Origin of the sequence: Bacteroides nordii (assembly GCF_019930665.1) — a bacterium.
GTDB lineage: Bacteria > Bacteroidota > Bacteroidia > Bacteroidales > Bacteroidaceae > Bacteroides > Bacteroides nordii.
The window spans coordinates 692,092-706,549 of sequence record NZ_CP082886.1 but is presented as its reverse complement, the minus strand read 5'-3'; the positions used below and the strand labels follow the sequence as shown (position 1 = coordinate 706,549).

14 protein-coding genes are annotated in these 14,458 nt (G+C 33.1%); all 14 read right to left on the bottom strand.

Going from position 1 to position 14,458, the window contains the following annotated elements:
* Nucleotides 1-46 precede the first annotated feature (46 nt).
* A complete protein-coding gene (locus K8P02_RS02695) occupies nt 47-916 on the bottom strand; it encodes an acyltransferase family protein (RefSeq protein ID WP_025867881.1) in 870 nt (289 codons plus the stop codon).
* A gap of 3 nt (nt 917-919) precedes the next feature.
* A complete protein-coding gene (locus K8P02_RS02690) occupies nt 920-1,729 on the bottom strand; it encodes an aldolase/citrate lyase family protein (protein WP_025867880.1) in 810 nt (269 codons plus the stop codon).
* Between the two features lie 52 nt (nt 1,730-1,781).
* Nucleotides 1,782-2,897, bottom strand: coding sequence for a glycosyltransferase family 4 protein (locus K8P02_RS02685; protein WP_025867879.1), 1,116 nt, complete (start codon nt 2,895-2,897; stop codon nt 1,782-1,784).
* Nucleotides 2,898-2,915: 18 nt separating this feature from the next.
* On the bottom strand, nt 2,916-3,485 hold the full coding sequence (locus K8P02_RS02680; protein WP_262903080.1) for a sugar transferase: 570 nt from the start codon (nt 3,483-3,485) through the stop codon (nt 2,916-2,918).
* Nucleotides 3,486-3,517: 32 nt separating this feature from the next.
* Nucleotides 3,518-4,783, bottom strand: a complete 1,266-nt coding sequence (locus K8P02_RS02675) for a nucleotide sugar dehydrogenase (protein WP_025867877.1) — start codon at nt 4,781-4,783, stop codon at nt 3,518-3,520.
* Between the two features lie 49 nt (nt 4,784-4,832).
* Complete coding sequence (locus K8P02_RS02670) at nt 4,833-5,801, bottom strand: SDR family oxidoreductase (RefSeq protein ID WP_025867876.1); 969 nt, start codon at nt 5,799-5,801, stop codon at nt 4,833-4,835.
* Between the two features lie 3 nt (nt 5,802-5,804).
* The gene (asnB, locus tag K8P02_RS02665) at nt 5,805-7,682 is read right to left on the bottom strand and encodes an asparagine synthase (glutamine-hydrolyzing) (protein WP_223381954.1); all 1,878 of its coding nucleotides are present in this window, start codon (nt 7,680-7,682) and stop codon (nt 5,805-5,807) included.
* On the bottom strand, nt 7,682-8,776 hold the full coding sequence (locus K8P02_RS02660) for a glycosyltransferase (protein ID WP_025867875.1): 1,095 nt from the start codon (nt 8,774-8,776) through the stop codon (nt 7,682-7,684). Before K8P02_RS02660 ends, asnB begins: the two co-directional genes overlap by 1 nt.
* Before the next feature lie 138 nt (nt 8,777-8,914).
* Nucleotides 8,915-9,796: a glycosyltransferase family 2 protein gene (locus K8P02_RS02655; RefSeq protein WP_223381952.1), complete on the bottom strand. Its 882-nt coding sequence runs from the start codon at nt 9,794-9,796 to the stop codon at nt 8,915-8,917.
* A 2-nt stretch (nt 9,797-9,798) separates the two neighbouring features.
* On the bottom strand, nt 9,799-10,866 hold the full coding sequence (locus K8P02_RS02650) for an EpsG family protein (protein WP_223381950.1): 1,068 nt from the start codon (nt 10,864-10,866) through the stop codon (nt 9,799-9,801).
* Between the two features lie 28 nt (nt 10,867-10,894).
* Nucleotides 10,895-11,866 (bottom strand): glycosyltransferase family 2 protein, encoded by a 972-nt coding sequence (locus tag K8P02_RS02645; protein WP_025867872.1) that lies wholly within the window; start codon nt 11,864-11,866, stop codon nt 10,895-10,897.
* 43 nt (nt 11,867-11,909) lie between these two features.
* Complete coding sequence (locus K8P02_RS02640; RefSeq protein ID WP_223381948.1) at nt 11,910-12,443, bottom strand: glycosyltransferase family 10 domain-containing protein; 534 nt, start codon at nt 12,441-12,443, stop codon at nt 11,910-11,912.
* Nucleotides 12,403-12,885 (bottom strand): hypothetical protein, encoded by a 483-nt coding sequence (locus tag K8P02_RS02635; protein ID WP_223381946.1) that lies wholly within the window; start codon nt 12,883-12,885, stop codon nt 12,403-12,405. Before K8P02_RS02635 ends, K8P02_RS02640 begins: the two co-directional genes overlap by 41 nt.
* The gene (locus K8P02_RS02630; RefSeq protein WP_025867871.1) at nt 12,882-14,399 is read right to left on the bottom strand and encodes a lipid II flippase MurJ; all 1,518 of its coding nucleotides are present in this window, start codon (nt 14,397-14,399) and stop codon (nt 12,882-12,884) included. The genes K8P02_RS02635 and K8P02_RS02630 overlap by 4 nt, the downstream gene beginning before the upstream one ends.
* Nucleotides 14,400-14,458: the final 59 nt, after the last annotated feature.

The following is a 14,458-nucleotide window of genomic DNA, read 5'->3' as shown; positions in this document are numbered from 1 at the left end:
CATGAAGAATATGGGCAGAAAATAGAATAGAAAAAGTTATAAGAAACTAATTTAATGGGAATTTCCCAATGTTAATCTCTGCAATAATGACATATTGCACTAAATAAATTTCAAGAGTTCTATCAGCTAAATAAGTTATAATTTTCTTAGGATATTTTCCTAAAGTAGAAAAATAAAATTCTAATCCAGTAAAACCTCTAAAAAGACAAAAGAGAAGGATTAAAAGAAAAATTTGGTTTATAATCTGCCAGGGAGCCAATTTAGGAATATGGACAAAACTAAGTTTCGAAATAAAATAGATACAAATCAGCCCTGCTATGCCTACCCAATAAAAGAAATGAACCTTATTCAAAGGCTGTCGATTTACCTTTATCCTAAAATAAGCTCCTAGTAACATGGCTTCTAAAAACAAGAACCAAATCATAGGTTCCCTCACGGTATCAATATGATAATAGCTATAATTATAAACTGTGATATAAAGCATTATTTGGAATAAAAAGACTCCACTAATTACTTTTTTTAAATGTTTCTCAGTCTTAGCATACTTACAAATAAAAAAAAAAGGCATATAAAGTAAAACAATGCTTCCTACAAAATGATACTTAGTTGGCCAGAAATAGAAAGAAAAATAATCAACAGGAGTATTTATCTTATATACACCTAGAAACTGATAAATCAATGTAATAATCCAGACAGCTGGAAATATGCGTAAAAGTCGTTTACAATACCATGATCGAAAATCCAATTTAATTTCCTGAAGACAATAACCGGAAACAGCAAAGAAGAGTACATCTCCCACTAGTCCTCCATTAGCTATCAGATCTGTTGGATAAACTCCTTCATAATGTGAATTTGTGATAGCTATTGCAGCTAATGCACGCAATGCAGCTATAAAAAACAAGAGCCGTGTTGCCATATATCAATAATCTGTCAATTCTAAAATTATTCGTTCAACATCCTGCCTATTTTTACTAAAGTACTCTTTATGCATCCTGATTTCACATTCCAGATCTCTGATCTCTTTTACCCCGGACATAAACACTTTTTTTATTTCATCAGGATTCGTAACAACATCTGTATTACAAAAACTTCGTGAAAGAATGGCCCGGGTAGAATCCAGGCGATAATGTTCTTTAATAATCGATTCGGCTGGCAAAGCTCCCATACCGACACGCGCCACTCCTCCAAATCCATAAGGAATATCTTTTGCCAAAATCTTATTACGTAAATTCTCTACTGTTCCATCTGTCAGTAACTCAAACATGAACTTCTTATGATAGGCCAAATGCAGATCATTCAAACCGATATATACTTCGTCTATACCATCCAGAGCAAGAATACCATCTATTTTGTCTACAGCTTCTGCTGTTTCCACCAATAGGCAAGTCTTAGCGCGTCCATCCACATAATCTATAAACCGGACGACTTCATTAGCACTTTTGAAATAGGGGAGCATTACTACATTCGCTCCATTCTTTATTATAGTATCTATCTCCTTTGGAGACTCCGGATGAATTGGATTTGAACGTACCAGCAACTCTGCTGAAGAAATAGCCTGACGTACACTTGCTACATCCTCCAACGTATGATGAGACTGTACAGTGTCCATACCACCTTGCCTTTCTTTTTTCCCTATTGTTTCAAGATCTACAAAAATACGATCTACACCAGCTTCTTCTGCAATCTGTGCTACAACAGGATTATTGGTTATATACATTAATGTTAGCATGCCATTTATCCTTATATCGTTTTGGAAATATGATTAGTCATCGTAAATATTTTCAAAGTTTATCTATTCCCATTATCCTATGCATTTCAATATTCACTTTAGATACTTCAAAGCGCTCTTTACAGTACAAATAACCATTATTACCCATCTTTTCTAATTGAGCAGAATGTTCAATCATCCATATCATTTTCTGAACTAAACTATTAACATTCCGTACTTCTATGAGAAAACCATTTTCTCCATTTTTGACGGTCTCACGACATCCAGGAGCATCACTTGTTATAATAGCACGTCCCATAGACATTGCCTCTAAAACCGTGCGAGGAGTTCCTTCCCGATACGATGGGAGTACAAAGACCGAGCACTGAGTAATATACTCTCGTACATCCGTCGTTTCCTCAAAATATTCAATTATTCCCTTATTAATATAAGGTTGTAACTCATTTGCGGGTAGTGAATCCTGTAGCTTCTCAATAGCTCCAAGTAGCATAAAACGGACATCCGGATACTTAGCTTTAACTATGTATGCAGCCGATAAATACTCACGGATACCCTTACTTACCATCACACGGGACAACATGAAAAATGTGATTTTATCAGGTAAAGGTGTTCTATAAAAATGTTTCATGTTTACACCGGAACCGTTTACCAGGTAACATTTATCTTTTGCGACAAGATGATGTTCTACAAACTCATTGAGATCGTCTTTATTCTGAAAAAGAACATGATCTGTACATCTCAATCCCATCTTATAAAGGATTGATCCAATTCTTTTCAGGATTTTCGCTTTCCCAGATTCGGAAATAAAGAGATAACCGGCACCGGTTATCATTGAATTTATTGATTTAACCCCTGCGATTTTAGCTGCAATAGCACCATAGATCACAGGCTTTATTGTGTATCCTAATGTAACATCTGCTTGTTCTGAAGACAAAACTTTTGTCAAGCGCCATAAGTATTTTAAATCAGCTATCGGATTAATTCCGTTTTTATGCATTGGTATTTCTACAAATTTCACTCCAAGCTTTAATATTTTATCAATATTTTCCCGATTGGGACCAACAACTAATACATCATATCCCCTTTCTATAATTGAGCGTATCAGATCACCTCGAAAATTGTAGACAGTTCGATTTTTAGGAGAGATTAAAACAAAGTTCTTTTTCATAAAGGGAAAAGGCTTATCTTACTTCTTTGTTTTTGAAACATTATTGTTATCAGTTATCAGAAGTACTTTTAAAACAGTCAATGCGATAATCTTCAAATCAAATATTAATGAAATTTTGCGAACATACTCCAGATTTAATTCAATACGACGTGGCCATTCAACAGATTTACGTCCATTCACTTGAGCCCAACCGGTAATACCCGGTCGTACATCAAACATGTGCAATTGTTCCTCTGTATACTTGTCAATAGTCCATGGATGATAAGTTAAAACAGGACGTGGCCCTACTATTGACATATCTCCCTTTATCACATTTATAAACTGAGGAAGTTCGTCAATGCTGGTAGCTCGAATAACCCGACCTACTACTGTTACTCTGGAGTCACCTTTAAAAGAATACACTCCGCTTCCTTCTTTTTCCGCTCCTACACGCATAGAACGGAATTTATAGATTTTGAAAACCTTACCATGTAAGCCTAAGCGTTCTTGTTTGAAAATAACGTCTCCGCGGCTTTCTACTTTTATTAAAACTGAAACAATCAGAAGAATCGGGAATGCTAAAATGAGCCCTAAAACTGCTGTTGTCACATCCAAGATACGTTTTATATATTTATACATTATCAAAGCCTGGCATCTATATTATTTCTATTTAATATTCCTTTTACATCAAAAATTACATATTTGTCATTTACCATAGAATGTAGATTTATATCTCTAAATATTTTGTGAGAGACTGCCATTATTATAGCATCAAAATGTCCTTTTGGTTGGATATTTGTAACTTCAAGATTATATTCTTTATGAACAATAATTGGATTGACCCATGGATCATATATTGAAATATTAAGATTGTACTCTTTCAGAGTATGCACAATATCGATCACCTTTGTATTACGCACATCCGGACAATTTTCTTTGAACGTGAAACCAAGTATTAGGATATTAGAATTCAAAACCTGTATTCCTTTTTTTAACATCCTCTTCACCACTTGACTGGCAACATATTCACCCATACCGTCATTCATCCGTCGACCCGCAAGAATGATCTCAGGATTGTATCCATAACGTTGTGCACATTGAGCCAGATAATAAGGATCCACTCCAATACAATGCCCCCCTACAAGTCCTGGTTTAAAGGGTAAGAAGTTCCACTTCGTACCGGCAGCTTCCAGTACATCCTGCGTATCAATCCCCATGCGCGTGAAAATCTTTGAGAGTTCATTCACAAAAGCAATGTTAATATCACGCTGAGAGTTTTCAATCACTTTGGCTGCTTCAGCCACTTTTATAGTAGGAGCTAAATGAGTGCCGGCAACTATTACAGAGGAATATACTTCATCAATCTTCCGGGCAATCTCTGGTGTAGAGCCGGAAGTAACCTTTTTTATCTTCTCTACCGTGTGAAGTTTATCACCAGGATTAATTCTCTCAGGAGAATAACCGGCAAAGAAATCCACATTATACTTTAAGCCGGAAACTTTCTCTACAACCGGAATACATTCATCTTCCGTCACTCCCGGATAAACAGTGGACTCGTAAACAACAATATCTCCTTTTGAGATTACTTTACCTACTGTAGTACTAGCACCATACAAAGGAGTCAGATCCGGATTATGATTCTCATCCACCGGAGTAGGCACTGCGATCACATAGAAATTACAATCACGGATATCACCTATGTTGGCAGTACATTTAAAGCCATTCCGAATAGCAGATTGCAGTAACTCATCCGAAACTTCAAGCGTAGCATCATGTCCTGCCATTAAAGCATCCACACGGACCCGGTTCATATCAAAACCGACAGTCTTATATTTTGTTGAAAACAAACGAGCCAAAGGAAGTCCTACATAACCGAGACCGATTACGCAAATTTTAGTTTCACACATGTCAATTGATAATTAAAAAAATGAATTGTATAAAATTAGAGAGACAAAATCAGATATTATTCCAATACCATTTCACGGCTTCTTTTAATCCTTCACGCATATTGTATTTCGGAATGTAGCCTAAAAGCGTTTTAGCTTTATTGATACAGGCAAGAGAATGAGGAATATCACCCAGCCGATTAGGACCATGAACGATTTCTACCTTGGCTATTTCCGGGTCAAACTCACTTAAGAATTCTTTCAGATAACCAACCAGTTGGTTTAAAGTAGTACGTTCTCCATAAGCTGTGTTATACACCTGATTCACTGCATCCGGATTGTTCGTAGTCATAGCCAGCATATTCATCCGGATTACATTATCAATGTAAGTGAAGTCACGACTATACTCTCCATCTCCATTGATTACAGGCCTTTCGTGTGCCATCAGTTTTTTCACGAACAGAGGAATCACTGCTGCATAAGCTCCAAAAGGATCCTGCCGACGACCGAATACGTTGAAATAGCGCAAACCAATTGTTTCCATACCATATGTTTTAGCAAATACGTCTGCGTATAACTCGTTTACATACTTTGTAATTGCATAAGGTGATAAGGGTTTACCTATCACATCTTCCACTTTAGGCAAAGATTTACTATCCCCGTAAGTAGAAGAACTGGCAGCATACATGAAACGTTTCACTCCTGCATCTCTTGCTGCAACCAGCATATTCAGGAAGCCTCCAATATTAACTTCATTCGTTGTAACCGGATCCTTTATAGAACGTGGGACAGATCCCAGGGCTGCCTCGTGCAATACAAAGTCAACACCCTTCACAGCCTTTTGGCAATCTAATAAATTACGAATATCACCAACCTGCAATTTAAAAGTTTGAGGATATTGATTCAATAGAGGAAATAAATTTTCAATTTTACCTGTTGAAAAGTTATCCAGGCAAACAACATTGTAGTTTTGAGCAAGTAAATACTCACAAAGGTTAGAGCCGATAAAACCGGCACCACCTGTTACTAATACTCTCATATATTATAAATTTATTTTAGAGATATACCACTTTTGAAAGACAAACAAATTCCACAATTGTCCTTTATTGTTTTCTTTATTATTCAAATGTGCATCCAATAGTTTTGAGACATACTCATAATTAAATAAACCTTGCTGACGAATGAATGTCTCGTTCAGAAGCGTACTCAATTCTTCTTTTAACTCATTACGGAACCAATAATCTATTGGTACACTAAATCCTTTTTTGGAAAAATGTAAAGTATTGGGTGGAAGTAAATCTTTGAATGTTTCTTTTAAAATATATTTTTTATTATTTCCTTGAATTTTGAAATAATCAGGTAAATTCAAAGCTAAATTTACTATTTCCGAGTCAATAAAAGGAGCGCGATTCTCTAAGGAAGCATGCATACAGGCGCGATCTACTTTAGGGAACATATCCCCTTCCAATACATATTTTATATCACAATATTGTTCTTTTTGTAAATAAGACAGTTTGTCCCCCCTTTGGAATTGACTATATATCTCTTGCCTAACATCCTGATAGCCCCCCTCTACTAGCAATTTTTTTCGGGATTCGTCTTCAAATCCAAGGCACATTAAATTATAGTACAAATCGAATTCCGTACACTTGGTATTACGTATAACTTTCTTAGCTTTTCTTAAAAATACATTGATTCGGGAATGTTGCGGAATCACTTCTATTGTCTTTTCAAACAGTACTCTCAAAACAGACGGTGTCCTTCTATATCTTTCTACATAATATTGCCCTAAATACTTTTCATACCCTCCAAATAGTTCGTCGGCACAATCACCAGTCAATACAACTTTCACTTTCTCTCGTGCCAATTTTGCAACATAATAAGAGGGGATAGCAGAAGAATCTCCAAAAGGCTCATCATAATACAATATGATATCATCCAATACATTAAGCACATCTTTATAATCCAATATATACTCTGTATGATTGGCACCTATTGCCTTAGCAACAATCCGGGCACGATAACTCTCATCATAGTCTTTTTCCTTAAAACCGATAGAAAAAGTATTAATAGGAGTATCAGACAATTTACTCATAATACTGCAGATGATACTTGAGTCAATACCACCGCTTAAAAAAGCACCCATAGGTACATCAGCAACCATGCGCTTTTTGACTGATTCTGTGAGCCGACTATACAGTTCCTTTTTAGCGGTTTCAAATGAAAGTTCCGTTTGCTGTGTGAACACCGATGATAGTTGGTAAAATGGTGTAAACTCGATATTCTTATCTCTGGATATAGTGATATAGGTACCCGGACACAATTTACTGATCCCTTCGTATATAGTATAAGGAGCAGGTATATAAGATAATGCCAGAAAATAATTTAATGCTTTTTTATCTATTGCATATTTTGATAGGTTTGGTGCAAAAGCTTTCAGTTCAGACGCGAATATAAAAGAATCACTGTTACGTGCATAATATAATGGCTTCTCCCCAAATCGATCACGAGCTATGTATACTAAATTTTTCTGTTTATCATATAAAGCAAAAGCGAACATACCTTCCAGTAATTGAAGACATTTATCAATCCCATAGGCTTTGTAAGCAACGGCCACAACCTCTGTATCACTCTGCGTCTTAAAAGTAAAGCCCTTTTTCAGTAATTGCGCTTTCAGTTCCCGAAAATTATAGATCTCCCCATTGAAAACAATTATAATAGTGTCATCGCATATTTTCATGGGTTGCTGCCCCGTTTCCAAGTCAATGACAGACAAACGACGATGCGCTAAGCCTATATTATTATCAATAAAGACATTGCTTTCGTCAGGACCACGTAAATACATTCGGTTTGAGATAGCCTGAAGTTCTTCCTTTAAGACTGGCTTGTGGAAGTTTATTATACCGGATATTGCACACATTAGTAATTTCTATTTTTTATCACACTGTAATAGACTTTCTCATATGAATCTACCATATCGTTTATTGTATACAAATTAGCACGTTCTATACATTTTTGAGAAATCTCTTTATAATAATCTTCGTCATTCAGTAATTTTGAGATCGAATTCTTTAATTCATCCACATTTCCTTCTTCAAACAAAAGCCCCGCTCCTTCTACAACTTCGGCCAAGCCGGGTACATCAGAAGCTATCACAGGTTTACCTGCCGCCATACCTTCCACAACGGCTAAACCAAATCCTTCCCAATGTGAAGATAATACAACGATATCAGCACACTTTATAACGGAAGGAACATCATTTCTTAGACCTAAAAAATGGATTCTATTAGCAGCACCGGAATCAATAGCCAATTGTTTTAAAATATCCCGACGTTCACCATCGCCAACCAAGACTAAATGTATGTTTGAATCTAACTTTGCAATAGCTTTAATCAATGTATCCTGATCCTTTTGTTTTCGGAATAAAGCTACCATCATTATTACCTTTACAGGTACAGCCACATTGATGAGCTCAGAGTTCGTATACATTACAGCTTTATTTATTCGATCTATATCTATCCCATTGTTAATAGTAATAAACTGGTTACTTTTATTTTTTAAATAAGAAGAGATACTTTCTTTTGTTTTTTCAGAAACACAAATAATCTTTTTATACTGTTTATATACAATTTGATCGAAAGATTTTAAAACAGAGATATCCCTACGGCTATTTGTTGTACAATGTTCTGTTGTGACTAAACAAGTTTTTCTTGAAAAAAAACTTGCAAAAGCCACCCAGTATTGCATCGGAAATAAATGAACATGTATTATATCGTACATTTTCAAATACTTAATAATCTTCAAAATGCAAATTGGATTATAAAAGTTACTAATATTTAACGAGTAGATGTTTATAGAATATGCAGATAAATAATTTCTGCATTTATCATCTTTTTCATTTACAACCAATACATCTAATTGGTGACCTTTAAGTCTCAACTTTTGAGAAAGTTCAACAACAAGCTTTTCAGCCCCACCAGCTCCTAAAGCATTTATAACCTGAAGAATTTTCATTACTTGTGTATTTTATTGATTACAGAAAAGAATTTTAAACAATAGAATGTTAATGTACCCAATCATTTTTTGAATTCATATATCATTATATCATGATCATATGATACATTATGAAATTCCAGAATTAACAGCAGAGATTTATAAAAAATACCACTTATCCTTTCGATATAATATATATCCTAAAAGAAATGCTACAATACTCAATAATATAGAGACTTTTTCTATTCGTTCTCTTCTTTCCTTTTTTGAAAAAGAAAAACGCCAATAATTGACTAAAGCTTTAAAACGGTATTTAAAAGGTATCTTGCTAACGACCAATTCCGAATAAAGTAATGTCGTTAAAGTTGGGCATTTATGTCTATTGCGTACACTCACTTTAGAAAGCCCATCTTCTCTATACTCACAAACTACATAAACTTCATTTACAAAACGAAGTAGATATCCATCATTGGAAAGTCTATTCCAAACGATACTTTCCGCTACAAAATTCTCACCCTCAACAATAGGAAATGGATATTTTTTTAGGATAGCAGTTTTATAAATATCTACACGGTCATAACTTTTTGAATTAGTTATATGAAAAAAATCTAAAGAAGTAGCATCTATAATACCATTTGCCTGCTTGTTTCCAATTATACTACCATCAGGCCTTTGTCTTCGCCCTGAAATTCCGCAAAAACGGTCATCATATTCTATTGCCTTACACTCTTCCTTTATTTTTTCAATGGCATCATTTGTAACATAATCATCACTATCAACTATAAAAAACCAAGCACTTTTAGCTTCATTAACGCCTAAATTAATGGCAGAATGTTTACCTCCATTCTCTTGCCAGAAATATCGAATAGATATTTTACCTTCTGAAATAAAAGAAGAAACAAGCTCTTTTGTATTATCAGCACTTCCGTCATCTACTATCAGCCATTCAAAATCCTGGCTTGTCTGTCTGCACAAACTATCATATAATTGCTTTATAATATAAGCACGATTGTAAGTAGGGGTAAAAACTGTTATAAGCATTTTTAAAATAAAATTTTAGATGATTTAATCAAAAAGATACCAGCAAGAAACAATGATAAAATCCAAAGGCGTAGCGGTATAATACGTACTTTTATTAAAGGATATACGAGGACAATTGGCATAAGAAATCCCGATAAATAAGAAAAACGTACAGCAAATTGAATATCCATAACCAGAATATAGAATATATTCAAAATGATATACATGTTTAATAATCTAAGATATATCGTATCTTTGTATTTCTTTACATATATGAAAAAACAAGAAAGAAAAACAGGAGAAGCACTATATGTAAAGAAATTCATTAAAGATGCAGATGGATCATCTGATTTAGTCATCAAATAATTTTCTGCAGATTCGTTTATATTAAATATTCCTCCTAAAAAAGAACTAAACCTAATATTGATAAGATAGAGTAATAAAACTCCTCCCCAGATACATAATAAAGCAAAATTTGATTTTATGTATTTAGACAATATGAAAACAAGTAATACTATAAACATAGAATAATGACACAATGAAGCTGCAATCATTAAAGTATACATTTTCTTATTATTTCTGTTCAGCCAATATAATGAAAGTAAAAAAAGGGATGCTGCAAATCCGTTTCGTATTCCGTTTATTCCATACAAAAAGAAAAATGGACTTATAAAAAACAATAATAAACTATATATAGCAGAAGAAGAAAAAAAACGTTTCATGCAAATATAAGCACCACCTATATATACAAATGCACAAAATGTAAAAAAATACTCTACAGGAAAGTAGTGGGCAAACAGTGCCATAAGAAAATAAAAGATTGGCTCGCCATAATTCCAAAAGTCAAACGAAGTAGTCAGATAATTATAATACTCTATATAAACACCGGTGTCTGTATGGGCTATTGCCTCCCGGGTACCCAAGTAAAAAGAAGCATATACTATTAATATAACAGAAAAGAAATTGTTCCATATATGAATTTTTAGATGAAGTGCCGAATGTTGGCAAAATGAAATGATTATTTGGAACAATAATATTACCCACAATACTTCATAGAATACCTTAATAAACAACAGTTCGTCACTTAACATTTTATTGATATTTCATTTTATGTTGATTTTATTTATGCTTTTGTGTCAACTTACACATAAATAAAGCGATAGAGGGTGGAAACAATACTGCGAAATATTTTATTATGTCTTTTAAATTATAAATGCAGATAGAGTATTTTACATTTCTGTTTATAGACGATTTTAATTTTTTTATCAAAGATTTCTTATATCGGGTGGAATGGTTTATTTTGTATAATTCATTCAGAGTAGCCCAGTACAATGTTTTTATTTGGGGATATAACTTCTCCGTAACGCAACCTGTATCAATCAACAGATTACATTGCTCTACTATTTTAAACATGTCTTCAAAATGTTTGCATGATCTTATTTTCATTATAGAATCCGGTCTACGAAAATAAAGATAGGTAATAGCATGGCATATAGACATTTTGCAAGCATAAGCAGCCAACTGAAAGGACCATAATTCATCTTCATGATAGATATTTGGGAAGAAAAACAAATTATGTTTTAATAAAAAACATCTGTTTATCAATTTGTTACAAGCCATCATATTCCAACGATGGCTTGAATATAATCTGGCAATTTGTGCATTAGAATCAACAAAATCTCCGATAACAGAAACTATTACTTCAGTGTCGTGGTCACCATATTCCATTACATGCCCAATGACAAAATCGGGAGTATAATGCTCAGCCAAACTTGCCATTCTTTCAATGCAATCTTCTGTGATAGCATCATCGCTATCTAAAAAGTATACATACTCTCCCGTCGCATGGCGGATACCCGTATTTCTTGCTTCAGATAAACCTTTATTTACCTCATGATGGACTATCTTAATTATTTTCTGTCCCAAATATCCTTTAATTAATCGTTCTGCAATTTCCATTGAATTATCCGGTGTCGAATCATTTATCAAAACACATTCGATATCAGCATATGTCTGGTTTAAGACAGACAAAAGACACCGTTCAATATAGGCAGCGACATTATATATTGGAATAATCAAAGATACTTTCATTATAATTTCTATAGGTGAATAATGCCAATTAATGATTCATTTTTCATTTTCTCAAATTCATTATGTGTGCTTTAAATCTATTGTATTTACCATACATAGCAATTAGATTGAAATAAGAGTCTTTCTTATTGAAAAATATCATTTTCTTCAAATAATTTCTTGAAGCTCCGAAATCTATGATGTATTTAGCTTCACTTATTGGTTTTTCAATTATAGTATTCAAGAAAAGAAACAACCGATTTTCCCAATCTAAATAATTATTATCCGTAAACCATGGTTGATGTAATATTTTAAGATATTCTGTTTCTGAAGAATCAATGTAAATTATATATTCTACTAATTCCTCTAAAGATTTGAAGTTATGTGCATTTATAAATGAGTTTTCATTAAAATCACGTCCAATTAAAGAATTTCCCCAATAAATTGGAACAGAGTTCACACGCATAGGTTCCATTATCTTTTCTGTTGTATATCCCTGCACACTACTATTTTCAAAAGCAATATTAAATTTATATTCTTTTAAAAAAGATATTTTATCAGTAACCGGCCCCCCCAATATTATTCCAGGCTCTACCACCGGAATCTACAGGCTTGTAATTAGAAAGTAACCGAAAAAAACGTTCTCTTATGGGGGTAGCGGTAGAGGCATTAGAAACTACTATATTGCAAAACTTTCTATTCAACACTTCAGTTTCTTGTATCATTTTATTCTTTAATTGAGAAAATCCTTCATAAGTGACATATAAAGGTAGCCGTAAATATCTGTCTCCAAATTCTATAAAATTAAAACCTATGGCATAATCACAAATATTAAAATCAGGAACAATATTCTCACCTATAAAATAGATTTTCACACAGTCGTATTTCAAATGTAATGATCCAAAGCAGGAAAAAAATAAATAATCAGGAGTTTCAGAAAAAACAAGATTGTAGTGCAGATGTATTGATTTGGTAATAAAATTATCATAAATATCAAAGTCTGGCCAAAAATCAACAAATTTAATTTTTATTGTTTTCATAGTTTGTTTTTAGATTTATGTATGGATAAATAATTGAATATATTAATCCCAAATCCTCGTAATATAATAGGAAATAGAAGTAATAGAAGAAGTATATTGAAAAATAGCTGAACGACATTGTTGTCTATTTTTACTATACTATTAAAAGCAAATAAAACAGCAGACAATAAAAAAATAATAACTATATATATGATTATTTTTACGCATAACTTCCATTTATGCTCTAATTTTAGCATAAATAACATAATGACAGCAGAAAGAAGATGAGTTGCTCCTAATGAAAACGGGAATATGTAGATAGAAAATAAGTGATAAAGAGACAAATTTAAAATTAAAATTATTATTTGAGCAATCACTCCCCAGAAAGCATACTGTTTTGCTTTATTGGATGCTAAAAGAGAAAGACCGAAAAGAAGATAGAGGATTACTCCCAAAAAGGATAAAGAGTATAAACTCATAAGCTCTGTTATCTGACTAACAGAATCAGAAGAAATAGTTCCCCGTTCAAAAAAGAAATGTGACAATGGAACCGCTCCGCCCAACATTAATGGTAAAGCTAAACTTGCTATAATAAAGCAAACTTGAACATTTTCATTTAATATGCTTTCAAATATCATTTTTTCTTTCTTTATATAAGCTTTGGACAGCATGGGTATCATTACAGTTGTCAGCACACTACTCAATACTCCCTGAAGCAATGCTGTAAATTGCCTTGCATAATCTAATGATGAAACATTCCCGGCACCCAATTGGCTGGCAATCCATTTTTCAGTTAATATATTACATTGACCTGCTACATAAGGAAAGAAAAAAGGTAAAGAGTATAATAAGAAAGGTTTCATTGAATGCAATTTGACAGGAAAACAATATCTCCAAATATATAAGTTCTTTTTTCTTATATAATACAATACAGCAAATAGCAGTATGATGACACTAACATATTGGGAGATAAGCAGTGAATAAATACCAATAGAAGATGTTAATAATACAATCGATAGTATATTGAAAATACCACTAAAAACTCCAAATATCTCTGGAATATAGTAAACATTATATGCATTTAAGATACTGATGCCTAATGCTGTTAATTGATTAATAAAAAGGGTTGGTAATAGTAATAACAGAAGTGAAATAAATAATGATATACTTTCTTTTGAAGAATTTTTATTAATCATAAAAACTGCAATATCTTTTGAAAAATAGCAGATTAGAATACATACAATTGTAGTTGCTACAATAACAAAACCAACTAAACTGCTTGTTTTAAGAATGGCTTTTTCTTCACCTTCTTCTTCCCGTATAAAAATGAATTTAGTTCTGAATGTTTCATTTATAGGTCCCCAGATAGCAGCGCTTGTTGTCAACAAAAAAGTAGAAGCTAATATCCAGATATCACGATCTAAGTTCACTCCAAAATATTTAGCTGAGACTATTAAGACCACTACGGATAACGACATTTTAAATACCCTTAAAAGAAATAAAAAAGAAGTGATTTTTTTTATATTCTGGGCCATAATTATATCTATATTATTAGAGAATCAATGCGAAACATTATTGTTAGCGTCCAATTAAG

Excerpts from the sequence above, each read along its gene's own strand:
- K8P02_RS02655 (WP_223381952.1), bottom strand. The coding sequence starts at position 9,796 with ATGCTTATAACAGTTTTTACCCCTACTTACAATCGTGCTTATATTATA.
- K8P02_RS02635 (WP_223381946.1), bottom strand. The coding sequence starts at position 12,885 with ATGAAAACAATAAAAATTAAATTTGTTGATTTTTGGCCAGACTTTGAT.
- K8P02_RS02670 (WP_025867876.1), bottom strand. The coding sequence starts at position 5,801 with ATGAGAGTATTAGTAACAGGTGGTGCCGGTTTTATCGGCTCTAACCTT.
- K8P02_RS02695 (WP_025867881.1), bottom strand. The coding sequence starts at position 916 with ATGGCAACACGGCTCTTGTTTTTTATAGCTGCATTGCGTGCATTAGCT.
- asnB (WP_223381954.1), bottom strand. The coding sequence starts at position 7,682 with ATGTGTGCAATATCCGGTATAATAAACTTCCACAAGCCAGTCTTAAAG.
- K8P02_RS02630 (WP_025867871.1), bottom strand. The coding sequence starts at position 14,399 with ATGGCCCAGAATATAAAAAAAATCACTTCTTTTTTATTTCTTTTAAGG.
- K8P02_RS02645 (WP_025867872.1), bottom strand. The coding sequence starts at position 11,866 with ATGAAAGTATCTTTGATTATTCCAATATATAATGTCGCTGCCTATATT.
- K8P02_RS02690 (WP_025867880.1), bottom strand. The coding sequence starts at position 1,729 with ATGCTAACATTAATGTATATAACCAATAATCCTGTTGTAGCACAGATT.
- K8P02_RS02660 (WP_025867875.1), bottom strand. The coding sequence starts at position 8,776 with ATGAAAATTCTTCAGGTTATAAATGCTTTAGGAGCTGGTGGGGCTGAA.
- K8P02_RS02650 (WP_223381950.1), bottom strand. The coding sequence starts at position 10,866 with ATGTTAAGTGACGAACTGTTGTTTATTAAGGTATTCTATGAAGTATTG.
- K8P02_RS02675 (WP_025867877.1), bottom strand. The coding sequence starts at position 4,783 with ATGTGTGAAACTAAAATTTGCGTAATCGGTCTCGGTTATGTAGGACTT.
- K8P02_RS02685 (WP_025867879.1), bottom strand. The coding sequence starts at position 2,897 with ATGAAAAAGAACTTTGTTTTAATCTCTCCTAAAAATCGAACTGTCTAC.